Here is a 25,477-nt window from a genome sequence, read left to right on the forward strand (position 1 = left end):
GGAACGTGCGGGAGGGGGCGACCGGATCCGGTGCGGTGCCGCGATGCGGCCTTTCCAGTGTGCGCCGCGCGCAAACCCGCTCCGGGCCGAGCGGGGCCGTCAGGGCGCACGGCGCCAGTTCTCGGCCAGGTCGCCCCAGAGGTACGCGGTGGTCTCGACGCCCTTGAGGAGGAGGTCCAGCTCGACCTTCTCGTTCGGCGCGTGCCAGCCGTCCGAGGGGACGGAGATCCCGAGGAACAGCACGGGGGCGCCGAGTACCTCCTGGAGGTCGGCGGCGGGCCCGGAGCCGCCCTCGCGGGTGAAGCGGACGGGCCCTTCGAAGGCGCGGCCCATGGCGCGGACCACGGACTGCAGGGCGGGGTGGTCGAGCGGGGTCAGGCACGGGCGCGTGGCCGGGCTGAACGCGATCTCGTGGCGGATCCCGGTGGGGATCCGCTCGTCGGCCCAGGCGCGGACGGCCTTCTCGATCTGTTCGGGGTCCTGGCCCGCGACCAGCCGGAAGGACAGCTTCACGAAGGCGGAGGACGGGACGATCGTCTTGCTGCCGGGGCCCTGGTAGCCGCCGCCGATGCCGTTGACCTCGGCGGTCGGGCGGGCCCAGACGCGCTCCAGGGTGGTGTGCCCGGCCTCGCCGTGGGCGGCGTGCGACTTGGCGGTGCTCAGCCACCGCTCCTCGTCGAAGGGCAGTTCGGCGAAGAGCTCGCGTTCGCGGTCGGTGAGCTCGACGATGCCGTCGTAGAAGCCGGGGACGGCCACGCGCGCGTATTCGTCGTGCAGGGCGGCGACGAGGCGCGCGGCCTCGGTGGCCGGGTTGGGGACGGCGCCGCCGAAGGAGCCGGAGTGGATGTCCTGGTCGGGGCCGAAGAGGCGGATCTCACACTCGGCGAGGCCGCGCATGCCCGTGCAGACGGTGGGGGTGTCCGCGGACCACATGCCGGTGTCGGAGACGATCACGGCGTCCGCGGCGAGCCGCTCGGCGTGCGCCTCGACGAGGGCGCGGAAGTTCGGGGAGCTGGACTCCTCCTCGCCCTCGATCAGCAGCTTGAGGTGGACGGCCGGAACGGTGCGGCCCGTGGCGGCGAGGTGGGCGCGCACGCCGAGGGTGTGGAAGAACACCTGTCCCTTGTCGTCGGCGGCCCCGCGCGCGTAGAGGCGGTTTCCGCGGACGACGGGCTCGAAGGGGTCGCTGTCCCAGCCGTCCTCGCGGGCGGCGGGCTGCACGTCGTGGTGGCCGTAGACCAGGACGGTGGGGGCCTCGGGGTCGTCCGAGGGCCACTCGGCGTAGACGGCGGGGGCGCCGGGCGTCGGCCAGACCTCGACCGTCGGGAAGCCGGTCTCCGTCAGCTTCGCGGCGAGCCAGTCCGCGCTGCGTCGTACGTCGGCGGCGTGGTCGGGCTGCGCGGACACCGAGGGGATGCGCAGCCACTCGGCGAGGTCGTCGAGGAAGGCGGCGCGATGCTGCCCGATGTACGTGCGGACGGCGCTGACGGCACTGTCAACGGGATGGCTCATGGTCACGAGCCTATCGGCCCGCGCCGGCATCCTCGCCGGGCGGTTGCCCACGCTTTTCCCGCCCTTGGGGTGGCTCGTGCCCCTCCGCGGGGGCTTCCTCGCCCCTCAACAGGCGCTCCAGGGCTGCGCGATCGGGCAGGTCGCGGGGCCGTACGACCTCTCCGGTGCGGACATAGAGGAACACCGCTGTGACGGATTCCACGGGCACTCCCTGCTGCTCGGCCCAGGCGAGCCGGTAGAGGGCGAGCTGGAGGGGGTCGGCGGTGCGGGCGCGGTGGGTCTTCCAGTCGACGATCTCGTACGTCGTCGTATCGCCGTCGTCCTGCCGGTAGACGGCGTCGATACGGCCCCGTACGACGCGGCCGGCGAGGGCGAGCTGGAAGGGGGCCTCGACGCGGTGGGGGGTGCGCCGGGCGTACTCGGTGCGCTCGAAGGCCTCCTTGAGGTCCTCCAGGTCGCGCTCGTCGGCGATCTCGGCGTCGGCGCCGGGCAGCTCGTCGGGTTCCAGGAGGGGAAGCGTCAACGCCTCGAAGCGGGCTTCCACCCATGCGTGGAACCGGGTGCCACGGCGCGCGGCCGGTTGCGGGGGGCGCGGCATGGGGCGTGCGAGTTCCTGCGCGAGCCCGTCCGGGTCCTCGGCCAGGCGCAGCACCTGCGAGGCGGTGAGCGTCGTCGGGAGGGGTACGTCCGTGACGCTCCGGCGGGTGCGCAGCAGCTCCCCGGCGAGCGCGTCGAGGTCGCGGTCCCAGGAGGCGACCGCGCGGGCCTCCTCGGGCGTGAGGGAACCCCGCCGGGGCCGGGTGGCAGGGGGCTCGGGGGCGGTGGCCTGGTGGGGGACGGCGGGGCGGGCCGGGACGCCGGGGGTGTCGCCGTCGACCGGGCCGGGCGCGCCCGCGAAGCCCTCACGGTCGTCGAAGGGGTCCGTGGCGTCGAAGGGGTCCGGGTCCGCGAAGGGGTCCGCGTCCGCGAGGAGGTCGGTCTCGAACGGGTCGGTCTCGAACGGGTCGGTCTCGTCGTGGGGCGGCTCGTCCTCGTCGGGGGGCGGGGGCCAGTCCGGGTCGTCGTGGGCGTCCGGGTCGTGCGCGACGGCGGGCCGTACGTCGTCCTGGGCGGCGAGGTCGTCCAGGTGGGCGAGGACGGTGTCGGCGGCGGCGCGGCGGCGGGCGAGTGCGTCGGCGTCCAGGGGGAGCGGCCAGGCCCGGTCGGCCGTGGCGCGGTGCAGGGCGGGGTTCTCCGCGTCCTCCTCCGGCTCGTCGGCCCAGGCCTCGATCTCGCCGTGGCCGGCGACGCAGTGGTCGTACAGGGCCCGCAGGAAGTCGGAGGGGCCGCGGGGCTTCTTCTGGCTGGGGCCCCACCAGTGGCCGGAGCCCAGGAGCAGGGAGCGGGGGCGGGTGAAGGTGACGTAGCCGAGGCGGAGCTCCTCGGTGTGCTGGTGGTCCTTCATGGCCTCGTGGAAGGCCTTCATGCCCCGGGAGTCCCAGGAGTCGATGTCGGGGAGGGTGTCGGCGTCGCCGCGCAGGGCGTGCGGCAGCACCTTGGCCTGGGCGGTCCACTTCTCGCGCCCCTGGCCACTGGGGAAGGTGCCGGTGACCAGGCCGGGGACGGCCACGACGTCCCACTCCAGGCCCTTGGACCTGTGGGCGGTGAGCACCTTGACGGTGTTCTCGCCGCCGGGCAGGGCGTTGTCGAGGCCCTTCTCGTACTGGGCGGCGGTGCGCAGGAAGCCGAGGAAGGCGAGCAGGCTCGTCTCGCTCTCGCCGGCGGCGAAGGAGGCGGCGACGTCGAGGAAGTTCGACAGGGTCTCGCGGCGGCGGGCGGCCAGCGCGTGCGGGGAGGCGGACAGTTCGACCTCGAGGCCGGTGACAGCGAGGACGCGGTGCAGGACGTCCATCAGCGGGTCGGCGAGGGAGCGGCGCAGGTCGCGCAGTTCGGCGGCGAGGCGGGCGAAGCGCACGCGCGCGTCCGGCGAGAACGGCAGCCTGTCGTCCTGGCCGCCCTCCAAGGGGGTCTCCAGGAACGTGTCGAGAGCGTCCGCGAGGGAGATCACCTCGGACGGGTCGACGCCTTCGACGGCCTCGGCGAGACGGCGGTCCGGGTCGTCGCCGCCGTCCCCGCGCGTGTGGGCGACGAGCAGCCGTGCCCGCCGGCCGAGGAGGGCGAGGTCGCGCGGGCCGATGCGCCAGCGCGGTCCGGTGAGCAGCCGGACCAGGGAGGCGTTGGCGCCGGGGTCCTGGAGCACCTCGCAGACGGCGACGAGGTCGGCGACCTCGGGCAGGTGCAGCAGTCCGGAGAGGCCGACGACCTCGACGGGCACGTCCCGGGAGACGAGGGCGCCCTGGATCTCCGCGAAGTCGGTGGCCGTACGGCACAGGACGGCGATCTCGCCCGGCGCCTTGCCGGTGCGGACCAGGTGGGCGACGGAGTCGGCGATCCAGTCGATCTCCTCGGCGTGGGTGGCCAGGAGCGCGCAGCGGACCAGGCCGTCGCGTTCGGCGCCGGGGGCCGGGCGCAGGGCCTCCACGCCCGCGTGCATGGCGCGCAGCGGGGTGGCGAGGCCGTTGGCGAGGTCGAGGAGGCGGCCGCCGCTGCGGCGGTTCTCGCTGAGGGCCTGGCGGGTGGCGGGCCGGCCGTCGACGTGGGCGAAGTGCTCGGGGAAGTCGTCGAGGTTGGCGACGGAGGCGCCACGCCAGCCGTAGATGGCCTGGCAGGGGTCGCCGACGGCGGTCACCGGGTGTCCGGTGCCGGCGCCGAACAGTCCGGCCAGGAGGATGCGCTGGGCGACGGAGGTGTCCTGGTACTCGTCGAGGAGGACCACGCGGAACTCGTCCCGCAGGATCCGGCCCACCTCGGGGACCTGGGCGAGCTGTGCCGCGAGGGCGATCTGGTCGCCGAAGTCCAGCAGGTCGCGGTGGCGTTTGGCCGCGCGGTAGCGGACCACCAGGCCCGCCAGCTCGCGCCGGGCGGCGGCGGCCTCGGGCACCTTGCGCAGGTCGGCGTTGCTGAGCCGGGTGCCCTCCAGGGTGTCCAGCAGTGCGGCGTCCCAGGTGCGGAGCTCGTCGGGGCCCACGAGGTGTTCGGCCAGCTCGGAGTCGAGGGTGAGGAGGTCGCCGACCAGGTCGGCGAAGGAGCGGGTGAGCGCCGGGTAGGGGCCGGGGGCCTCGCGCAGGACCCGCGCGGCGAGCTGGTGGCGGGTGGCGTCGGCGAGCAGGCGGGAGTTCGGCTCCAGGCCGATGCGCAGGCCGTGGTCGGTCAGCAGCCGGCCCGCGAAGGAGTGGTACGTGGAGATCACCGGCTCGCCCGGCGGGTGGTCGGGGTCGATGACGTCGGGGTCGGTGACGCCCGCCTTGACCAGCGCCTTGCGGACCCGTTCGGCGAGCTCGCCGGCCGCCTTGTTGGTGAAGGTCAGGCCGAGGACCTGCTCGGGGGCGACCTGGCCGGTGCCGACCAGCCAGACCACGCGCGCGGCCATCACCGTCGTCTTGCCCGACCCGGCTCCGGCCACGATCACCTGCGGGGCGGGCGGCGCGGTGATGCAGGCCGTCTGCTCCGGGGTGAAGGGGATCCCGAGGAGCTCCTTGAGCTGCTCGGGATCGGTGATGCGGGCGGGCATGAAAAGAGGCTAACGGCGGGCACCGACAATCGATGACCACGCACCCGGCGCCTCCGCCGGGCCTGTGTCCCCGCTCACTCCACCACGTGCCGTCCCTCCGGCCGCGCGCTGCACGACGCCCGGAACGCGCAGTGGGTGCAGTGCTGGCCGGCGCTCGGGGTGAACCGTTCGTCGAGGACCTTGCCGGCCGCCGTGGCGAGCAGCTCGCCGACCCACTCCCCCTGCGGCCCCTCCAGTGCCTCCTGGGCCTGCACCTTGGGCAGGGTGTCGCCGCCGTCGCGCTTGGCGGCGCCCTGGCGCAGCTGGACGAGTTCGGCGCCGCCCGGTGCGGGGCGTACGCCGTCGAAGGCGTCGTCGACGGCGCCCTCGCGGACGGCGAGCTGGTAGACGGCGAGCTGGGGGTGCCGTTCCACCTCGCGCGCGGTCGGCGCCTGCTTGCCCGTCTTGAAGTCGACGACGTAGGCGCGGCCCTCGCCGTCCGCCTCCACGCGGTCCATCTGACCGCGGATGCGCACCTCGTAGTCGCCCGCTTCGAGGGTGACGTCGAAGTCGTGCTCGCTGGCGACGGATGTGCGCCCCGCGCGGTCGCCCACATGCCACTGGAGGAAGCGTTCGAGCGCCACGCGCGCGTTGCTCTTCTCCTGCTCCGACTTCCAGGGCGCGTCGAAGGCGAGCGCGTTCCACACGGAGTCGAGGCGCTCCATGAGGACGTCGAGGTCGGCCGGGGTGTGCCCGGAGGCGACCTCGTCGGCGAGGACGTGCACGACGTTGCCGAAGCCCTGGGCGGCGGTGGCGGGCGCGTCGGCCTTCACCTCGCGGCCCAGGAACCACTGGAGGGCGCAGGTGTTGGCGAGCTGGTCGAGGGCGCTGCCGGAGAGCACGACGGGCTGGTCCCGGTCGCGCAGCGGCACCCTGCTCTCGGTCGGCTCGAACATGCCCCACCAGCGGTAGGGGTGCGCCGACGGCACCAGCGGGCGGCCGTCCTCGTCGGCGAGCGCGGCCAGGCGCGCGAGGCGGCGGGCGGCGGCCTCGCGGAGGGCGGCGGAGGTGCGGGGGTCGACCGTGGTGGCGCGCAGTTCGGCGACGAGCGCGGCGACGGACAGGGGGCGGCGGGGGCGGCCGGTGACGTCCCGGGGTTCCACGCCGAGTTCGGTGAGGAAGCGGGAGGGCTGGTCGCCGTCGTCGGCCGGTGCCTTCACCGCGGTGACGACGAGCCGGTCACGCGCGCGTGTGGCGGCGACGTAGAACAGCCGCCGTTCCTCGGCGAGCAGCGCGCCCGGTGTGAGCGGCTCGGCGAGTCCGTCGCGGCCGATGCGGTCGGCCTCCAGGAGGGAGCCGCGGCGGCGCAGGTCCGGCCACAGGCCTTCCTGGACGCCGGCGACGACGACCATGCGCCACTCCAGGCCCTTGGCACGGTGGGCGGTCATCAGCCGGACGGCGTCGGGGCGTACCGCTCGGCGGGTGAGGGTGTCGGCGGCTATGTCCTCGGCCTCGATCTCGGCGAGGAAGTTCAGGGCGCCGCGGCCGCCGGTGCGTTCCTCCGCGCGGGCGGCGGTGGCGAACAGCGCGCACACGGCGTCCAGGTCGCGGTCGGCGTTGCGGCCGGCCGCGCCGCCGCGGCGGGCGGCCCGCTCCAGCCGGGTGGGCCAGGGAGTGCCCTCCCAGAGGTCCCACAGCGCCTCCTCGGCCGTGCCGCCGCGGGCGAGGCGCTCACGGGCCGCGGCGAGGAGCGCGCCGAGGCGCTGGGCGCCGCGCGCGTACACCGGGTCGTGGGTGACCAGGCGCTCCGGTTCGGCGAGGGCGCGGGTGAGCAGGTCGTCGGAGGGCGGCGGCAGCGGGTTGCCCGCGGCGCGCTCCTCCTCGCGCAGGGCGCGTCCCAGGCGGCGCAGATCGGCGGCGTCCATGCCGGCGAGCGGGGAGGCGAGGAGGGTGAGGGCGGTCTCGGTGTCGAGCCAGCAGGGGTCGCCTTCCCGAGTGCCTTCGCTGCCGTCCGAGCCGTGGGCGTCTCCCTCTCCCCTGGAGACCTCCCCCTCTCCCCTGGAGACCTCCACCTCTCTCCTGGAGACCTCCGCGGTCGCCACCGCGCGCAGGGCCGTCAGCAGGGGGGCCACCGCGGGTTCGTGCCGCAGCGGGAGGTCGTCGCCGTCGATGTCGAGGGGGACGCCCGCCGCCGTGAGGGCGCGGCGGACCGTGGGGATCGTGCGGGAGCCCGCGCGGACCAGCACGGCCATGTCGCCCCAGGGCACGCCGTCCTCCAGATGGGCGCGGCGCAGGATGTCGGCGACGTTGTCCAGCTCGGTGCCGGCGGTCGGATACGTGTAGACCTCGACGCGGCCGCCCTCGCGCGCGGGGACGAGTTCGCGGTGGGCACGGACCTTCTCGGCCGGGAGGCGGGTCAGGGGCATGCGCGCGGTCAGCAGCCGGGTGGCGGCGAGCAGGGCGGCGCCGGAGCGGCGGGAGGTGCGCAGGACCTCGACGGGGGCCGGGCGGCCGTCGGAGCGGGGGAAGGCGTCCGGGAAGTCCAGGATGCCGTTCACATCGGCGCCCCGGAAGGTGTAGATCGACTGGTCGGGGTCACCGAGCGCGACGAGGGTGCGGCCGCCGCCCGCGAGGGCGTGCAGCAGCCGTACCTGGGCCGGGTCGGTGTCCTGGTACTCGTCGACGTACACGGCGTCGTACTGCGCGGCCAGGCGCACGGCGGTCTCGGGGCGGTGGGCGAGGAGGACCGCGCGGTGGACGAGTTCGGCGTAGTCGATGACGCCGTGCAGGTCGAGGACGTCGAGGTACTCGGCGAGGAAGGCGGCGGCGGCCCGCCAGTCGGGGCGGCCGATGCGGGCGGCGAAGGCGTCCAGGGCGTCGGGGCCGAGGCCGAGCTCCCGGCTGCGGGCGAGCACCGCGCGGACCTCGTCGGCGAACCCGCGCGTGGTGAGGCAGGCGCGCAGTTCGTCCGGCCAGCGCACGTGTGCGAGGCCGAGCCGCTGGAGGTCGAGCTGGCCGGCGAGCAGTTCCCGGACGGCCACGTCCTGCTCGGGACCGGACAGCAGCCGCAGCGGCTCCGCGAACAGCTCGCCGTCCTGGTGGGCGCGGACCAGGGCGTAGCAGTACGAGTGGAAGGTGGTCGCCTGGGGCGCGCGCGCGGCGCCCATGCGCAGCGCCATCCGGTCGCGCAGCTCCACGGCCGCCTTGCGGCTGAAGGTCAGCACCAGCACGCGCGCGGGGTCGCCGCCGCGGGCGATGCGGGCCGCCACGGACTCCACGAGGGTGGTGGTCTTGCCGGTGCCGGGGCCGGCGAGCACGAGCAGCGGCCCGGTGACGTGGTCAACCACGGAGCGCTGTGCGGCGTCCAGACGAGGGGGGACGGTCCGGGCGGGCGGGGTTCGGACCAGCCGGTAAGCGCCACGGTTCCCCTGTCGACCCTGGGGGTGCGACAGGCGCCTGGTGGAGGAAGAGGAGCTCACGTGGTTCGCCGGTCCTGGTGGGTGTGCTGGGTGATCGAGGGCCGCTTTCTCCGCCCCGCGCCCCTCGAACGTACGCCATGCCACCGACGTGCCCGGTTTTCCTGTTTTCCCCCGTACGGGCCACAGGCTCCCCTCGGGCGGGCCGGATGGCGGAAGCTGTCAGGTGTGACCGTCCGCGTGTTCGCCGCCGTCCCAGCGCGCCCGCCGCATGTCGAGGCGCGGCAGATGGCCCTCGGCGGCCCTGCTCGCCTCCTTCAGCGGCGTGCCCTCGTCGCGGTAGTGACCGAGCGCCCGCAGCTCGTGGCCGGGCAGCAGCGCCCCGTCCGCGCGCACCACACGCCACCACGGAACGGCCCCGCCGTAGAGGGCCATCACCCGGCCGACCTGCCGGGGCCCGCCCTCTTCGAGCCACTCGGCGACGTCCCCGTACGTCATGACCCGCCCGGGCGGGATCAGCTCCGCGACCCCCAGGACCCGCTCGGCGTACTCCGGCAGCGCGTCGGGGTACCCGGGGCGGGCGTCGGGGTCCTCCGGGCGGGCGTCGTCCGGGTTGCTCTGCTCGCTCATCCGCCCCATCCTGCCGCACCCCACCGACAGGACGACCGATGCGTGACCGTGCGTGACCCTCGCCCCCGGGCAGTGCGTGGGGCAGACTGTGCGCCCCCGCGTTTGCACCCTGATGCCCCCGTGTGTCGGTGGAGCATGCCACCATCGTGCGGGCGGTGACCGGTGATACGAGATCAAGAAGAGACGATGAAGCAGCAGGGTGTGCATCCCGAGGACGCGGAGGGCACCTCTGACGCTGCGTCGCGCCCGGACGGTCCCGAGAACGACGAGGTGCACAGCGACGAGGTGGAGGGCGACGAGCCGCTGCTCCCCGCGCGCGTGCACCGCCCCTCCGACCTCATGCGTCTTCTGGTGGGCGTGCTGGCCGTCATCGTGCTGCTGGGCATCGCCGCCTTCGCACACGGAACGACCTCGGGCCTGGAGCAGGACATCAACAAGGGCACCGGCCAGGCGCCCGACCTGCTCATCAAGATCGCGGGACTGGCGTCCAGCATCGCGATCCTGCTGGTGCCGGTGGCCTTCGCCATCGAACGGCTGATCAAACGGGACGGGCTGCGCATCGCCGACGGCGTGCTCGCCGCCGTCCTCGCACACGGTGTGACACTCGCCACCGACCTCTGGGTCGCCAAGGCGGCCCCGGACTCGATCCAGGAGGCGCTCACCCAGCCCTCCCCCGGCGACATCCACGCCCTCACCGATCCGGTGCACGGCTATCTCGCCCCCGTCATCGCCTATATGACGGCCGTCGGCATGTCGCGCCGGCCGCGCTGGCGCGCGGTGCTGTGGATGGTGCTGCTCCTCGACGCGTTCTCGATGCTGGTCACCGGCTACACCACACCGTTCTCGATCATCCTGACGGTGCTGATCGGCTGGACCGTCGCCTACGGCACGCTGTACGCGGTCGGCTCGCCGAACGTGCGGCCCACGGGACGGACGCTGATGGCGGGCCTGCGGCACGTCGGCTTCCATCCGGTGAGCGCGGCCCGCGAGGAGGCGCCGGACACCTCCGAGACCGGCGACCGCGGCCGGCGCTACTTCGTCACCCTGGAGGACGGCCCGCCGCTGGACGTCACCGTGGTCGACCGGGAACAGCAGGCCCAGGGATTCTTCTACCGCGCGTGGCGCAATCTGACCCTGCGCGGCTTCGCCACCCGCAGCAGCCTGCAGTCGCTGCGCCAGGCCCTGGAGCAGGAGGCACTGCTCGCCTACGCGGCGATCGCGGCGGGCGCCAACGCCCCCAAGCTGATCGCCACCTCCGAGCTCGGCCCCGACGCCGTGATGCTCGTCTACGAGCACACCGGCGGGCGCACGCTGGACTCGCTGGCGGACGAGGAGATCACCGACGACCTCCTGCGGGACACCTGGCACCAGGTGCGCGCCCTGCAGTCCCGGCGCATCGCTCACCGGCGCCTGGTGGGGGACGCGGTCCTGGTGGATCGTTCCGGCACGGTGATCCTCACCGATCTGCGCGTCGGCGAGATCGCGGCCGGTGATCTGCTGCTGCGCATGGACATCTCCCAGCTGCTCGTGACGCTGGGGCTGCGCGTGGGCGCCGAGCGTGCGGTCGCCTCGGCGGTGGGCGTGCTCGGCCCGGACGCGGTGGCGGACTGTCTGCCGATGCTCCAGCCCATCGCGCTCAGCCGCTCCACGCGCGCGACGCTGCGCAGACTGGCCCGGGAGCGGGCACAGCGCGAGCGCGAGGCGGTCCTGGAGGCGTCCCGGCAGGCCAAGCAGGCCCGGCTGGAGGCGGGGCACGAGACGGAACCGGTCTCCGAGAAGGCCGAGAAGAAGGCCGTACGGGCACAGGCGCGTGCCGAGAAGCGGGCCATCGACGAGGCCCTGGAGGAGGCCCGCGAGGAGGATCTGCTGACCCAGATCCGGCATCAGGTGCTGCGGATCCGGCCCCAGGCCCCGGTCGAGCCGGCCCGGCTGGAGCGGGTGCGGCCGCGCACCCTGATGAGCTTCATCGCCGGTGCGATCGGCGCGTACTTCCTGCTGACGCAGCTCACGCACATCGAGTTCGGCCCGCTCGTCGCCAACGCCGAGTGGGGCTGGGTCGCGGCGGCCGTACTGTTCTCGGCGCTGAGCTATGTCGCCGCCGCGATGAGCCTGCTGGGGTTCGTGCCGGAGCGGGTGCCGTTCCCGCGGACCGTCGCCGCGCAGGTCGCGGGGTCGTTCGTGAAGATCGTGGCCCCGGCCGCGGTCGGCGGGGTCGCCCTCAACACGCGGTTCCTCCAGCGTTCGGGGGTGCGCCCGGGGCTCGCAGTGGCGAGTGTCGGCGCGTCGCAGTTGTTCGGGCTCGGCTGCCACATCCTGATGCTGCTGTCGTTCGGCTATCTGACCGGTACCGAGAAGACCCCGTCGCTGTCGCCGTCCCGCACGGTCATCGCGGGTCTGCTGACGGTGGCGGTGCTCGTGCTGGTGGTGACGTCGGTGCCGTTCCTGCGGAAATTCGTCGTCACGCGCGTGAGGTCGCTGTTCGCGGGTGTCGTGCCGCGCATGCTGGACGTGCTGCAGCGGCCGCAGAAGCTGGTCACCGGCATCGGCGGCATGCTGCTGCTGACGTTCTGCTTCGTCATGTGCCTGGACGCCTCGATCCGCGCGTTCGGCACGGAATCGTCCTCCATCAGCATCGCCAGCGTCGCGGTCGTCTTCCTCGCCGGCAACGCGCTGGGCTCCGCCGCACCGACCCCGGGCGGTGTCGGAGCGGTCGAGGCGACACTGACGGTCGGTCTGATCGCGGTGGGCCTGCCCAAGGAGGTGGCCGCTCCCGCGGTGCTGCTCTTCCGGCTGCTGACGCTGTGGCTGCCGGTGCTGCCGGGCTGGCTGGCCTTCAACCAGCTGAGCCGCAAGGGCGCCCTCTAGGACCCTCCGGACGCCGCCCGTCGGGAAAGCCTCCGCGGAGCGGTACGGCGTCCCTCGTACGGCCCGTGCCCCGCGCGCGGGAGTGGGCCCGACCGCACGATGGGATCATGCCGAACCCCGCCCGTCTGCGCGCCGCCCTGACCGCGACCGCTCTGCTGCTGACCTCCGCGTTGGCCGGCTGCGGCGAGGACGGCGGGGACGAGGACCTGACGGCGCAGAAGCTCGGCTGGGAGGACTGCCCGGCCCCGTCCGCCTCGGAGGGCGGCGGCACCGCCCCGTCGCCGCTGCCGGACGGCGACCCCTGGCAGTGCGCCACGATGAAGGCGCCCCGGGACTGGGCCGACCCCGAGGGCGACACCATCGAGATCGCGCTGATCCGGGCCGCGGCGAGCGGCGCACCGGACCGGCGGATCGGGTCGCTGGTGTTCAACTTCGGCGGGCCCGGCGGCTCGGGTGTCAGCACCCTGCCGGCGTTCGGCGAGGACTACACCGCCCTGCGCACCCGCTACGACCTGGTGAGCTTCGACCCGCGCGGGGTCGGCCGCAGCGCGGGGGTGACGTGCGAGAACGACCAGCAGCTCGACGCGTACTTCCAGCAGGACATGACCCCCGACGACACCGCCGAGCGCGCCGCGCTGCTGGACAACACCGAGAAGTTCAACGCGGCCTGCGAGAAGCACTCCGGGACGATGCTGCCGCATGTCCGCACCACCGACGCGGCCCGTGACATGGACCTGATGCGCCAGGTCCTCGGTGACCCGAAGCTCCACTACTTCGGCATCTCCTACGGCACCGAACTCGGCGGCGTCTACGCCCACCTGTTCCCGAAGAACGTGGGGCGGGCCGTGTTCGACGCGGTCGTCGACCCGACGCAGACCCCGGAGCAGGGGGCCCTCGGCCAGGCCAGGGGCTTCCAGCTCGCGCTCGACAACTTCGCGGAGGACTGCACGTCCCAGGCTGGGGGCTGCCCCGTCGGCGACACCCCGCAGGACGTGCAGGACCGCATCGCCGCCCTGCTGAAGCGGCTCGAGGCCACACCGCTCCCCGGCGTCTTCCCGCGCGTCCTGACCCAGAGCGCCGCCACCAACGGCATCGCGCAGTCGCTGTACTCGAAGGACTTCTGGGAGTACCTGACCGAGGGCCTCGAACAGGCCTACGACGGGGACGGCAGGATCCTGATGCTGCTGTCCGACTCGATGAACGGCCGCAGCGCCAACGGCGAGTACAGCAACATCGCCGCCGCGAACGCCGCCATCAACTGCTCCGACGACCGGCCCCGTTACTCCGCCGATCAGGTCGAGGCGAAGGTGCCGGAGTTCCGCGCCGCCTCACCCCTGTTCGGGGACTTCCTGGCCTGGTCCATGGTGAGCTGCGCCGACTGGGCCGTGCCGGGCGCCGCCGACCGTCCGGACGTCGCCGCGGCCGGCTCGGCGCCCATCCTCGTCGTGGGCAACACCGGCGACCCGGCGACCCCGTACGAGGGGGCGCGCAGGATGGCGACCGCGCTGGGCAAGGGCGTCGGCGTGGAGCTGACCTACCGGGGGCAGGGGCACGGCGCGTACGGCAGCAAGAACACATGCGTACGGGAGGCCGTGGACGGCTATCTGCTGGACGGCAAGGTGCCGACCGCCGGGACCGTCTGCTCCTGAAACTCCCCCACCTCCCCCTCCATCCCGGAAAACCCGCAGGTCACAACGTTATCCACAGGCTCCAACGCATGAGTCACGGTCGGCCTACCATGGCCTGACAGCCGTCCCGCCACCCGGCGCGGACGGTCGGCAAGGGGGGAAGGGCACATGGCGCGATTCCTACGGTGGACGGCTCTGGGAGCCGCCGCCGCGCTGCTCGCGGCGGGCTGCGCCGGCGGCTCCTCGGGCGACGGGGAGGACGGGAAGGGGGGCTCGGCCGGTGCGCGGTCGTCCGCGGGCTCCTCGGGTACGGCGACGACGGCGGCCCTGCCCGCCTCGCTCACCGGGCAGAAGCTGGACTGGGAACGCTGCCGGGGCAGCGCGGACGCGGCCGCCCCGGGCACCGACTGGCGGTGCGCCACGATGAAGGTGCCCCTGGACTGGTCGAAGCCCGACGGAAAGACCATCGGTCTCGCGCTGATCCGCGCCAAGTCCCGGGCCGACCGCGGCGAACGGATCGGCTCGCTCCTGTTCAACTTCGGCGGCCCCGGCGGCTCGGGCGTGACCACCCTGCCGCCGTACGGCTCCACGTTCTCCGCGCTCCGCGAACGGTACGACCTGGTCAGCTGGGACCCGCGCGGGGTGGGCGGGAGCGAGGGCATCCGCTGCCGCAGCAACAAGGACATCCAGGCCGCCGAGTCCGTCGACATCACCCCGGACACGACGGCCGAGGAAGAGGCGTATCTCCAGGACGCCGCGGACTTCGGCCAGGGCTGCGCAAAGGCCGCCGGCGATCTGCTGGCGCATGTGTCGACCACCGACACGGCCCGTGACATGGATCTGATGCGCCAGGTCCTCGGCGACACGAAGATGCACTACTTCGGCATCTCCTACGGCACCGAACTCGGCGGTGTCTACGCCCATCTGTTCCCGAAGAAGGTGGGGCGGCTGATCCTCGACGCGGTCGTCGATCCGACCGCGGACGCGGTGGGCCATGCAGAGAACCAGGCGAGGGGGTTCCAGCGGGCGCTGGACGACTATCTGAAGTCGACGGGCCAGGACCCCGAGCAGGGCACGGCGAAGATCGCGGACCTCCTGAAGCGGCTCGACAGCGCTCCGCTGCCGACGTCCGACGGACGGCGGCTGAACCAGGCGCTCGCGGTCACCGGGATCGTCCTGCCGCTGTACAGCGAGCAGAGCTGGCCGGCCCTGACCAGCGCCCTGGAGTCGGCGGAGCGGGGTGACGGCACCGGGCTGCTCGCGCTCGCAGACGCCTACAACGAGCGGGACTCCTCGGGGAACTACGGCACGACCACCCACGCGCAACGGGTCATATCGTGCTTGGACGACAAGCAGCGGCCGACCGTCGAGGAGACGAGGAAGCGGCTGCCGGAGTTCGAGAGGATCTCGCCCGTCTTCGGGGACTTCCTGGGCTGGGACACGGCCGGCTGGTGTCACGACTGGCCGGTGGCCGGACAGTACGACACCCCGGAGGTGAGCGCGCCGGGCGCGGCACCGGTCCTGCTGGTCGGCAACACCGGGGATCCGGCGACACCGTACGAGGGGGCCCGGAAGATGGCGGACGAACTCGGCAAGGGCGTCGGGGTGCTGCTCACCTGGAAGGGCGAGGGGCACGGTGCGTACGGCAGCGGGAGCGACTGCGTCGACGCGACGGTGAACGCCTATCTGCTCAAGGGCACGGTGCCGAAGGACGGCAAGGTCTGCTCATGACGACGGAGGGGGCTCCGGGCACTCGTGGCACCCGGAGCCCCCTCCGATCGAAGAGGCCGCATCCGCGGACGGGGTCAGTAGACCGGCTTGCTCGGTTCGATCTGGTTGACCCAGCCGATGACACCGCCACCGACGTGGACGGCGTCCGAGAAGCCCGCGGCCTTCAGGACGGCGAGGACTTCCGCACTGCGGACACCCGTCTTGCAGTGCAGGACGATCTTCTTGTCCTGCGGCAGGCCCTCCAGGGCGGTGCCCAGGAGGAACTCGTTCTTCGGGATCAGCCTGGCGCCCGGGATGGAGACGATCTCGTACTCGTTCGGCTCGCGGACGTCGATGATCTCGATGTTCTCGCCGTCGTCGATCCACTCCTTGAGCTGCTTGGGAGTGATCGTCGAGCCGGCGGCCGCCTGCTGGGCCTCCTCGGAGACGACGCCGCAGAAGGCCTCGTAGTCGATGAGCTCGGTGACGGTCGGGTTCTCGCCGCAGACCGCGCAGTTCGGGTCCTTGCGGATCTTGACCTGGCGGTACTGCATCTCCAGGGCGTCGTAGATCATCAGACGGCCGACCAGCGGCTCGCCGATGCCCGCGAGGAGCTTGATCGCCTCGTTGACCTGGATGGAGCCGATGGACGCGCACAGCACGCCCAGGACGCCGCCCTCGGCGCAGGAGGGGACCATGCCCGGGGGCGGGGGCTCCGGGTAGAGGCAGCGGTAGCAGGGGCCGTGCTCGGACCAGAACACGGACGCCTGACCGTCGAAGCGGTAGATCGAGCCCCAGACGTACGGCTTGTTCAGCAGCACGCACGCGTCGTTGACCAGGTAGCGGGTCGCGAAGTTGTCCGTGCCGTCGACGATCAGGTCGTACTGGCTGAAGATGTCCATCACGTTCTCGGCCTCGAGCCGTTCCTCGTGAAGGATCACGTTCACGTACGGGTTGATGCCGAGGACCGAGTCGCGGGCGGACTCGGCCTTGGAGCGGCCGATGTCGGCCTGGCTGTGGATGATCTGGCGCTGCAGGTTCGACTCGTCGACCTCGTCGAACTCCACGATGCCGAGCGTGCCCACACCTGCCGCGGCCAGGTACATCAGCGCCGGCGAGCCCAGGCCGCCGGCGCCCACACAGAGCACCTTGGCGTTCTTCAGCCGCTTCTGCCCGTCCATCCCGACGTCGGGGATGATCAGGTGGCGGGAGTACCGGCGAACCTCGTCTACGGTGAGCTCAGCGGCTGGCTCGACCAGGGGTGGCAGCGACACGGGGACTCCGTTGGTCGGTCGATCACTACAGTTGTTCTCCCCGTAACACTGCCACGGCCTTCTTCATTCCGAGACACCCGTTCCGATCCGCGAGACGATTTCGTCCCAGTAGCCGGGCAGGGTCTCCCAGGGGTCGTCGAGCCCGCCGCGGTCGCCCCGGTCGGTGAACCAGATCGTGGCCGCGCCCTGCCAGCGGGCGATGCGCAGCGCCTCGTCGAGGTGGCCGCGGGGCACGCCGTGCACCAAGTGGCAGAACCGCTCGGGCGGATGGTCGGCGGTCCACTCGGCCACCTGCGACCAGCGGTAGTCGGTCCAGGGGCCGCTGAAGGTGACCAGTTGGTCGGCGTGCTCGGCGTAGCCGGGGTGCGGGTGGGTGCCGTGGCCGAGGACGATGTGGGGCGTGTCACGCAGGGTGCGCAGGGCGGCGACCGTGCGGCGGACCTCGGGGAGTTCGGTGCGCCCGGCCGGGCAGCGGTCCAGGAGGAAGCCGTCGACCTGGTACCAGTCGAGGTGCCGCCGTGCGTCGGAGAGCACCTCGGCGAAGGCGCGGACGCCGTGGCCGAGGTCGAGGTGGCCGAGGACGCGGACACCCGCGTTGCGCAGCCCGCCGACGGCCTGGAGGCAGTGCGGGTCGGGCCGGACTCCGGGACCGTCGGCGACGTTCAGGACGACCCAGTGCAGGGCCGCGCCCGTGCGGGCGAGCGAGCCCCACTCGGCCGGCGCGAGCAGGGGGTGGGCCGTGCCGGGCACGCCGAAGCCCGTGCGGAGGTCGGTGGTCCCGGTGCCCGCGGTGCCCGCGGTGCCCGTCGGCGTGCCGGTCAGATACGACATGCCGCCTCCATCCAGATGTCGGCGAGGGACTCCTCCAGATTGATCCGGGGCCGCCAGCCGAGCCGGTCGCGGGCGGTGCGCACGTCGGCCTGCTGCCAGCTGCCGCAGCCGTCGGGGTACGGGTACGCGACCGGGGCCGCGTGGTCGGAGTCGGCGCGGGGGTGTCCGATGGACGGCCGCAGATGGGCACCGGGCGGGCCGTCGAGTTCATGGAGGGCGCCGCCGTATCCGGCCACGCGCGCGAGGATCGAGGCGGCGTCGCGCAGCCGGACGGCGCGCCCGGAGCCGATGTTGATGACGCCCTGGGCGGCGGAGAGGGACGCGGCGTGCACCGCGCGGGCGACGTCGCGGACGTCGACGAAGTCGCGCTGGGCACCGAGTCCGCCCAGTTTGAGTTCGCCGTCGCCGGACTGCATGGCGCGGCGCATGGCCTCCGCGAGGCGCCCGAGGGGCGATCCCGCCGGGGTGCCGGGGCCGGCCGGGGAGAACACCCGGAGCACGACGGCGTCCAGGCCGGAGCCGAGGACGAGTTCGGTGGCGGCGAGTTTGCTGACGCCGTACGGGCCGCCGGGGCGGGGGACGGCGTCCTCGGCGGTGGAGGAGCCGGGCTGGCTCGGGCCGTACTCGGCGCCGCAGCCGATCTGCACCAGCCGGGCGCCGCAGCCGCTGCGGCGCAGGGCCTCGCAGATGGTGGCGACGGCGACGGTGTTGTGCCGGGTCAGTTCGCGGGCACCGCCCCGGGTGGCGCCGGAGCAGTTGACGACGACCTGGGGGTGGACCGCGTCGAGGAAGCGGGTGAGCGCGCCGGGACTGCCGGACGCGAGGTCGAAGCGGACGTCGGCGTCGTCGCCGCGGCCGAGCGCGGTGAGCTGGACGGCCGGGTCGGCGAGCAGGCGGTCGGCGACGAAGCGGCCGAGGTAGCCGTTGGCTCCGGTCAGCAGGACCCTCATCGTGCGGCTCCCTCGGTGTGCGCTGCGGCTGTCGGGGCCGCGTGGGCCGCGCTCGCCCCGGGGGCCGCGGCTGCTCCTGTCACCGCGGGGGCTCCTGCGACCGCGGGTGTCCCGGTGGCTCCGGTCGCTCCGGATCGGGAGGTGGTCATCTGTTCTCTCCTTCGAGGGTGTTGCGGTTGCCTGCGGCTGGATGGAGGAGCGCGGGCGTCGTGCGGTCGGCGCACGGTGGGGGTGGCGCTGCGCGCGGTGGTCGCGGGCGGGTCAGCACGGGTGGGCCGTTCGCGCGTGGGCGGAGGCCCTGCTCAGGGTGCGGGCGGCGTGGACGAGCAGGGCCAGGCCGGCGGCCGCGCAGAGCAGGGCCGGGACGCTCGCCGCTCCCCAGGCGGTGACGAGGGTGTCGACGGGGACGGCGAGGCCGTCACAGCCGGGCAGACGGCCCGCGAGGACCGTGGCCGGGGCGAGGGCTTCGGCGGTGCCCGTGGCGGCGAGGACGACCGCGGGGACATGGGGGAAGCCGTGCACCGTGAGGAGGCGGGCGAGGAAGAGGAGGGCGCCCAGGGTGAGTACGGGGGCGTACGCGGGCGGCTCGTCCAGGGCCGCGGCGCACAGGGCGGTCAACGCGCCGAGAGCGGCCAGGAACAGGGTGAACACGCCCAGCAGCAGCGGCTGTACGGATGCGCTGAACTCCTCCAGGCCGCGGCTGGCGTCGAGTCGGCGGCGGGCGCGGGCGGTGAGGAGGTGGGCGCAGCAGGCGGCGGGGGCGCAGGCCAGGGTGAGGGTGAGCAGGGGCGCGGCGGCGAAGGGCCACGGGCCGTCCGGTGTGCCGGTGGGTGGACCGTCGGGGCCTCCTGCCACGGCGGCCCGCAGCAGACCGGCGCCGAGGACGGCGTGGGCGAGGAGCCAGCCGGTCCACAGGGCGGTCCGGCGCCGGCCGGGGCGGGTGCCGTGGCGTGGGCCGAGCGGGCCCTTGGCGAGGACCTGGCGCAGGGCGAGGGTGACCGCGAGGACGCCGGCGACGGCCACGAGGAGGCGCGGCCGCCCGTCGGTGAACCGCAGTCCGGTCAGCGCCGCGGCGCACAGGGCGCCCGGCAGCAGGGTGAGCAGGGCGCGGTCCGGGCGGGGGCGCGGGAGGGCCGTGGGCGCGGGGCGCGGCGGTGTGTCGTCGCCGCGCGGGATGCGGGCGTACATCTCCTCGGCCAGGGAGAAGACGTCCCGGTGCCGGAAGCGGGCCGCGGTGCGGTCGGTGACGCCGTGCGCCTCCAGGCCCGCCGCGATCTCCAGCGGGTCGACGGCGCGTTCGCACAGCTCCCGGTGACGGTGCAGCAGCGCCTTCACGGGGTCCCCGGCGCCCCGGCGGGGCGCGGCAGGGGTCTCGGGGGCGTCGGACCGGTCCCGTTCGCCCAGGCCGCTCATCGCGCCCCCTCGGCGAGGGGGACCGCGGCGACGGCCGACGCTCCCTGAGCGGGTGGGCCGCCGCGCGCGGCCGTCCCCCGTACCGGGGGCCCCGCCGCCCAGCCCGGGCCTCGGCGTGCGGTGACGCGTGCGCCCAGGCCGGTCCAGCGGCCGGGCAGCCGGGCCTCGGCGGGGACGGCGAAGGGACGGGGGTCACCGGCCTCGTCGAGGACGACCCCGAGGGCCGGGCACTGGGAGACGATCTCCAGGTAGAGGCCGTGGTACGCCTCGACGTTCTGCTCGACGGTGAAGAGTTCCAGCGCGCGGGCGCGGGCGGCCGCTCCCAGGCGCGCACGGCGTTCGGGGTCGCGCAGCAAGGCCGTGCACGCCTGCGCGAGCGCCCGCGGATTGCGCGGCGGGACGACGAGCCCGGTGCCGCCGATGACCTCGACGACCGCGCCGACGTCCGTGGACACCGTCGCCCGGCCGCAGAACATCGCCTCCACGAGCCCCAGCGGGAACCCCTCGACGACGCTGGACAGGACGACGACGGCGCCGGCCGCGTAGGTCTCGGCGAGGGTGGGCGCCTCCGGGCCGCCGAGTTCCTCGAAGGACACCGGGTTGTCGCCGACGGCGTGCGGGCCCTCGGCCTCGTCGGGGAAGAGCTGGGCGGCCAGGACGCGGCAGTGCCCGAGGTAGGCCTGCCCCTCGGGCCCGGCGGGCGTGCCGACGATTCGCAGGCGGGCCCTCGGCTGCTCCGTGCGGACCCGGGCGAAGGCGTGCAGCAGGGAGACCAGGTCCTTCGCCGGTTCCACCCGCCCGACCCAGACCAGGGTGTGCGGATCGGCGGTGTCCGGTGCGTCGCCCACGTCCGCGAAGGGCGCGTCGTCCATCCCCGGGTGGACCGTGCGCACCTTGGCGCGGTCGGCGCCGCAGTGCTCCTGCCAGCGGCGGGCGTGCGCGTTGCCGGGGGCGAGGCGGGCGGCCTGCCGGTAGGTCTCGGCGGCGAGCAGGCCGTGGAAGGCGGCGAGCAGGGCACGGACGGCGGGGCTCGCGTCGGAGGCGGTCGCACCGGGCGCGCCCGCGCTCAGGTAGTGCGTCCGCAGCCGCACCCCGTACTCCGTCACGAGCAGCGGTACGTCGTGGAAGTGGCGCGCGAGGAGTCCGGGCAGGGCGGCCGGACCGCCGGAGGCGGCGTGGCACAGGTCCACCGAGCCGAGCGTGCCCTCGTCCGGTCCGTCGGGCCCGTACCAGTCGAGCGAGAGGGGGCGCAGGGCTCGTTCGAGTTGCCCGGCGACGGTCAGCAGTTCCGGTACGCGCGCCTCGCGCGCCGTGCGCAGCGCGCCGGGAGCACGGCAGGCGCGTTCCAGAGCGCGGACGGCGCTCTCCGAGCGGAGCGCTCCCACCAGCCCGCCCTGGTCCCGGGCGAGTTCGGCGAGGCCGTAGAGGGCGCTGGCGAAACGGTCCGCCTGGGCCGGTACGCCGACGCAGAGGGCGGTCACGAGGTCGCCGTAGCACTCGGTGAAGCGCCGGCGTGCGCGCCGCCCGTACCCGACCCCGTCCTCCTCGGCGGTCCACAGCGGTGCCGTCCGCACCCGCCTGACCTGCGGCGGGAGCGTGACGCAGCCCGATTCCTCCTGGCGCGGTCCGTCACTGAGCGCGTAGATGTCGAACTCGTGCTGCCCGAGCCCGCGCACGAGCCGGTCGCACCAGAGTCCGGTGTCACCGCTCACATACGGATAGCCACCCTCCGTCAGCAGTCCGATGCGCACGCACGCACCCCCGATCTCCCCTCTGGGGAGCCGCCGTTGACCCGGCGGCTCGCAGCGGGAAGAACGTATGCGGACAAGGCGGTGGCGCGACGGACGGTTGTCCATCGCGCCACCAAAAGGGGTGAACGGTCGTAACTTTCCCGTGCGGGTCGCGTTCGGTCGCGCTAGGAGTTCACTCGGATGCGAAACGTCATGGCGTGTTCAGCGGTGCGGGACTCCCGTCAACTCTTGGGATAAGCCCATGGGTTGGGCAGACAGTGGATCCCGTGGTGGTCCAGGAACTTCGTCTGCTGCTGCATGACGGGGGCGAGCTCGCCGTCCTTCTGGCAGTTCTCGTGGTGGTAGCCGAGCCGGTGGCCGACCTCATGGTTGATCAGCATCTGCCGGTACGCGTGGATCGCGTCACCGTAGGTACGTGATCCCTGGGCCCATCTGTACGCGTTGATCATGACGCGTTCGGTGGAGGCCGAGTCGCAGGAGACGTTGTCCACGGTGGTGTCCAGACTGGACTTGGCGCACCAGACGGCGGTGGTGCCGGGACTGGCGAGGGTGATCACGAAGTCCGGCTTCCCCGAGGAGATCCGCTCGAAGGTGCGCGCGCCGTCGTGCGCCCAGCTGCGGTCGTCGTTGAGGGTCTTCTGCACGGCCTGCGCGAACAGCTCGCCGTCCAGACCGAGCCCGCGCTCCACGTCCACCCGGTAGGTGAACTTCTGCCCCTTGCCCGGCGCCTTGTCGACCCCGGGGATCGCCTCGAACTTCCCCGACCCCTCGAGCTTCGCGTCCAGCGGGTACTTGACGTCCATCTTCTGTGCGTACGTCAGTGCCACGGGCGACGCGGACGCGGATGCGGACGGGCTCGGCGCCCCGGATTCCAGGGCCCCGCCGGCGGCCTTCCCGGCGGCCGACTGCGACCGGACGCGGCTGTCGTCGCGCCCGTCGGTCACCTGCCCGGCCACCACGACGGCCAGCACGGTCGTGACGGCGGCGGCGGCGATCCCGGTGAAGGTCCGCCCCTTGGCGTCCGCGGGTGCGCCCGTGGGCGGCGCGTCGTCGTCCAGGCCGGAGGCGGGACCGCCGCCGAACAGGTCACCGCCGTACAGGCCACCGCCGTACAGGTCACCGCCGTACAGGTCACCCTCGCGCCGGTCGCCCCCGTGCAGGTCACCGGCGTAAGGGCCGGACGCATGACCGGACGCATGAGAGGTGGACGCGCGCGGGGGCGCGAACGGCCGCCCCGCGCGCGTGAAGACGTCGTCGTCCTCGCCCCGGTCGAAGGCGTCGAGGTACTCCTGGCGGGGCCCCGGTCGCGGGCCCTGCGGCGGGACCGGACGCTGACGCGGTATCACCGGCTGCCCGGCGGCGCCCGCCTGACGTCCCCTCAGGTCGCCCCAGCCGCCGCCGGCCTCCCGCTGCTCGGGGTGTCCGCCGCGGACCTGCGGGACACCGCGCGCGGGGGTGCCGTCGGGGTGGCGGGGCGTCCCGTGGGACGGCGTGCCGTCGGGAAGCAGCACGGGGGTGCCGTCGGGATGCCGCCCGGGCACCCCCGGGCCGGGGGCTCCCGAGGAGGCACGGGAGGAGTTCTTGGGTGCGCTCTTGGGCGCAGGTCCACGCCGGCTGTGGCGTCCCACGTGAGTCTCAGCCCCCCGGTTTCGCGTCGGCGGTCTCGGCGAGCAGCTCGCGGAAGGCGGCGGCCACCGTCTCCGGGTACTCCATCATCGCCACGTGCCCGGCGTCCGGCAGGGTGAGCAGCCGGGAGTCGCGGAAGGCGCGGGCGGCACGCTGGGCCATGCGGTAGCCGACGAGCTGGTCGCGGCCGCCGTAGATCAGCAGGGTGGGGGCGAGCACGCGCTCGGCCTGGCGCCACAGCCCGTGCTGTCCGCCCAGGGTGTAGGCGCTGAGCAGCCCGCGCGTGGAGCGGGTCAGCGCGTCCCAGAAGTACGGCAGTTGCAGCCGCCGGTCCAGTTCCTCGACCGCGTGCCGGAACGCCTCCGGGGAGACGCGGCCGGGATCGCCGTAGCAGAGCGCGAGGACGCCTCTGACGCGCTGCTCGGCCGTCCAGTCGCGGGTGAGCCGGCCGAAGAGCGCGGTCACCCCGGGCAGACCGGCGAGCCCGGTCGGGATGGCGGTGCGCTGCACGCGCAGCTCGGGCAGGGCCGGCGAGACCAGGGTCAGGGTGCGGACCAGGTCGGGGCGGACCGCCGCGACGCGCGTGGACACCGCGCCGCCGAGGGAGTTGCCGAAGAGGTGCACGGGTCCGCGGGCGGAGGCCTCGAGGTAGCGGATCACGGCACGCGCGTGTGCCGTGATCGAGTAGTTGCCGTCGTCCGGCGGCGGGGAGTCGCCGAAGCCGGGCAGGTCGACGGCCTCGCTCGCCACGGCCCCGTCGAGCCCGGCCATCAGCGCGGACCAGTTCTGCGAGGAACCGCCGAGGCCGTGGACGAACAGTGCGGGTGCGAGCCCCTCGCGCGCGGGGGGCCGGGACCGGACGGTCAGCGTGACACCCGACAGACCGACGGACCGCAGCCGCTCGCCCTCCGCGACCCTGACGGAGGCCACCTTCGGCAGCACGCTGGTGGGCGGCACGGACGGCAGCTCGGTCGAAGACATGCGGGCAATGTTACGAGACGATCACGTGCGGCCATGTGTGTTCGGCGTCACAAGAGGGGCGCGGGGCGGGTACGGATACCGGCGAGATTCGGGGGCCCATCGCATAGCGTCCGAAACGGGTGTCTCCTAGGCTCGTAGTGAGGGCACCCGCTTGTGGCCCCCGCGTGTTCCGGGGGCGTCCGTCGGAAGGGAGCCCACCATGGCGATTGACCCCACCGACCCCGAGACGTTCGCGGAAGAGGACGACGACTTCGGGGAGATCGACGTCGAGGCACCGGAGAACGCGGCCGCCGAGGAGTACGCGGACGGCACCCCGGGGCGCGACGACCCCCTGGAGGGTGTGGACCCCACGCGGGCGAACGAGGCGGATCTCGTCGAACAGGCGCGTGTCGTCTCGCTGGACGAGGACGACTACCGCTGACGTCCCGCCGCAGTTCCCGAACAGAGACGAGGCGGCATTCTGCCCGGACTGCACCTATTCAAAACCTTCTGTACCGCTTTTGTGATCGTCCGGTCCGTGAAATTCTGCGCTCGCACCGCGCGCCACACGGTTACCGAAAAGTACGATGGCGGCGCGGCGCTCACCGCATGAGGACGACTTTGGGAGGCGGCGTGACAGCCATCGAGCAGACAGAGGCGGCACGCCCGCGAGGCACGCGCCTGCCGCGCCGTGCCCGACGGAATCAGCTGCTGGGCGCCGCCCAGGAAGTCTTCGTGGCGCAGGGCTATCACGCCGCCGCCATGGACGACATCGCCGAGCGGGCGGGTGTCAGCAAGCCGGTGCTGTACCAGCACTTCCCGGGCAAGCTCGACCTCTACCTCGCGCTGCTGGACCAGCACTGCGAGTCGCTGATCCAGGCGGTACGGGGCGCGCTCGCGTCGACCTCCGACAACAAGCAGCGCGTCCTCGCCACGATGGACGCCTATTTCGCGTACGTCGAGGACGACGGCGGGGCCTTCCGCCTGGTCTTCGAGTCGGACCTGACGAACGAGCCCGCGGTGCGCGAGCGCGTCGACAAGGTCACCAACGAGTGCGCCGAGGCGATCTGCGACGTCATCGCCGAGGACACGGGCCTCTCCCGCCCCGAGTCGATGCTGCTGGCCTCCGGTCTGGGCGGTCTGGCCCAGGTCGTCGCCCGCTCCTGGCTGCACAGCGACCGCAGCGTCCCGCGCGACCAGGCGGTGCAGCTCCTGGCCTCGCTGGCGTGGCGGGGCATCGCCGGGTTCCCGCTGCACGGCACCGATCAGCACTGAGCCACGGCGCGGCTCGTCCGTTTGTTCCCGCCCGCTGTTCGCTCCTG

General features: G+C 73.7%; 16 protein-coding genes. 5 read left to right on the forward strand and 11 right to left on the reverse strand.

Annotated features, from left to right (window positions below):
- Positions 1–99: 99 nt before the first annotated feature.
- The 4 genes from ABZ490_RS33225 to ABZ490_RS33240 all read right to left on the reverse strand — a co-directional run bounded on the left by ABZ490_RS33225 (position 100) and on the right by ABZ490_RS33240 (position 9,147).
- The gene (locus tag ABZ490_RS33225) at positions 100–1,512 is read right to left on the reverse strand and encodes a dipeptidase (RefSeq protein ID WP_358998449.1); all 1,413 of its coding nucleotides are present in this window, start codon (positions 1,510–1,512) and stop codon (positions 100–102) included.
- A 10-nt stretch (positions 1,513–1,522) separates the two neighbouring features.
- Positions 1,523–5,122 carry a UvrD-helicase domain-containing protein gene (locus ABZ490_RS33230; protein ID WP_358998452.1) on the reverse strand — a complete coding sequence of 1,200 codons (3,600 nt, stop codon included), beginning with the start codon at positions 5,120–5,122 and terminating at the stop codon, positions 1,523–1,525.
- A 74-nt stretch (positions 5,123–5,196) separates the two neighbouring features.
- Positions 5,197–8,580: an ATP-dependent DNA helicase gene (locus tag ABZ490_RS33235; RefSeq protein WP_358998455.1), complete on the reverse strand. Its 3,384-nt coding sequence runs from the start codon at positions 8,578–8,580 to the stop codon at positions 5,197–5,199.
- Between the two features lie 159 nt (positions 8,581–8,739).
- On the reverse strand, positions 8,740–9,147 hold the full coding sequence (locus ABZ490_RS33240) for an MGMT family protein (protein WP_358998458.1): 408 nt from the start codon (positions 9,145–9,147) through the stop codon (positions 8,740–8,742).
- A 186-nt stretch (positions 9,148–9,333) separates the two neighbouring features.
- On the opposite strand from ABZ490_RS33240, the gene ABZ490_RS33245 reads away from it, so the two are divergent.
- The 3 genes from ABZ490_RS33245 (at position 9,334) to ABZ490_RS33255 (ending at position 15,371) form a co-directional block, all read left to right on the forward strand.
- Positions 9,334–12,012 (forward strand): lysylphosphatidylglycerol synthase domain-containing protein, encoded by a 2,679-nt coding sequence (locus ABZ490_RS33245; protein WP_358998461.1) that lies wholly within the window; start codon positions 9,334–9,336, stop codon positions 12,010–12,012.
- A 107-nt stretch (positions 12,013–12,119) separates the two neighbouring features.
- Complete coding sequence (locus tag ABZ490_RS33250; RefSeq protein ID WP_358998464.1) at positions 12,120–13,661, forward strand: alpha/beta hydrolase; 1,542 nt, start codon at positions 12,120–12,122, stop codon at positions 13,659–13,661.
- Between the two features lie 147 nt (positions 13,662–13,808).
- Complete coding sequence (locus ABZ490_RS33255; RefSeq protein ID WP_358998466.1) at positions 13,809–15,371, forward strand: alpha/beta hydrolase; 1,563 nt, start codon at positions 13,809–13,811, stop codon at positions 15,369–15,371.
- Between the two features lie 74 nt (positions 15,372–15,445).
- Here ABZ490_RS33255 and moeZ read toward each other — a convergent pair whose 3' ends face one another.
- The 7 genes from moeZ to ABZ490_RS33290 form a co-directional block, all read right to left on the reverse strand.
- Positions 15,446–16,624: an adenylyltransferase/sulfurtransferase MoeZ gene (gene moeZ / locus ABZ490_RS33260; protein ID WP_358998470.1), complete on the reverse strand. Its 1,179-nt coding sequence runs from the start codon at positions 16,622–16,624 to the stop codon at positions 15,446–15,448.
- A gap of 63 nt (positions 16,625–16,687) precedes the next feature.
- Positions 16,688–17,455, reverse strand: coding sequence for a spherulation-specific family 4 protein (locus ABZ490_RS33265; protein ID WP_358998473.1), 768 nt, complete (start codon positions 17,453–17,455; stop codon positions 16,688–16,690).
- Positions 17,443–18,405 (reverse strand): NAD-dependent epimerase/dehydratase family protein, encoded by a 963-nt coding sequence (locus tag ABZ490_RS33270; protein WP_358998476.1) that lies wholly within the window; start codon positions 18,403–18,405, stop codon positions 17,443–17,445. Before ABZ490_RS33270 ends, ABZ490_RS33265 begins: the two co-directional genes overlap by 13 nt.
- Positions 18,406–18,666: 261 nt before the next feature.
- Positions 18,667–19,818, reverse strand: coding sequence for a hypothetical protein (locus ABZ490_RS33275; RefSeq protein ID WP_358998479.1), 1,152 nt, complete (start codon positions 19,816–19,818; stop codon positions 18,667–18,669).
- Positions 19,815–21,569 carry a DUF3492 domain-containing protein gene (locus tag ABZ490_RS33280; RefSeq protein WP_358998482.1) on the reverse strand — a complete coding sequence of 585 codons (1,755 nt, stop codon included), beginning with the start codon at positions 21,567–21,569 and terminating at the stop codon, positions 19,815–19,817. The genes ABZ490_RS33275 and ABZ490_RS33280 overlap by 4 nt, the downstream gene beginning before the upstream one ends.
- Positions 21,570–21,790: 221 nt before the next feature.
- Positions 21,791–23,110, reverse strand: a complete 1,320-nt coding sequence (locus tag ABZ490_RS33285; protein WP_358998484.1) for a DUF3152 domain-containing protein — start codon at positions 23,108–23,110, stop codon at positions 21,791–21,793.
- Between the two features lie 94 nt (positions 23,111–23,204).
- The gene (locus ABZ490_RS33290; protein WP_358998487.1) at positions 23,205–24,176 is read right to left on the reverse strand and encodes an alpha/beta hydrolase; all 972 of its coding nucleotides are present in this window, start codon (positions 24,174–24,176) and stop codon (positions 23,205–23,207) included.
- A gap of 199 nt (positions 24,177–24,375) precedes the next feature.
- Between ABZ490_RS33290 and ABZ490_RS33295 the strand changes: the two genes are divergently transcribed.
- A complete protein-coding gene (locus tag ABZ490_RS33295; protein ID WP_358998490.1) occupies positions 24,376–24,597 on the forward strand; it encodes a hypothetical protein in 222 nt (73 codons plus the stop codon).
- Positions 24,598–24,788: 191 nt separating this feature from the next.
- The gene (locus tag ABZ490_RS33300) at positions 24,789–25,430 is read left to right on the forward strand and encodes a TetR/AcrR family transcriptional regulator (protein WP_358998493.1); all 642 of its coding nucleotides are present in this window, start codon (positions 24,789–24,791) and stop codon (positions 25,428–25,430) included.
- Positions 25,431–25,477: the final 47 nt, after the last annotated feature.

This window comes from Streptomyces sp. NPDC005811 (genome assembly GCF_040630405.1).
In the GTDB taxonomy this organism is placed as follows: Bacteria; Actinomycetota; Actinomycetes; order Streptomycetales; family Streptomycetaceae; genus Streptomyces.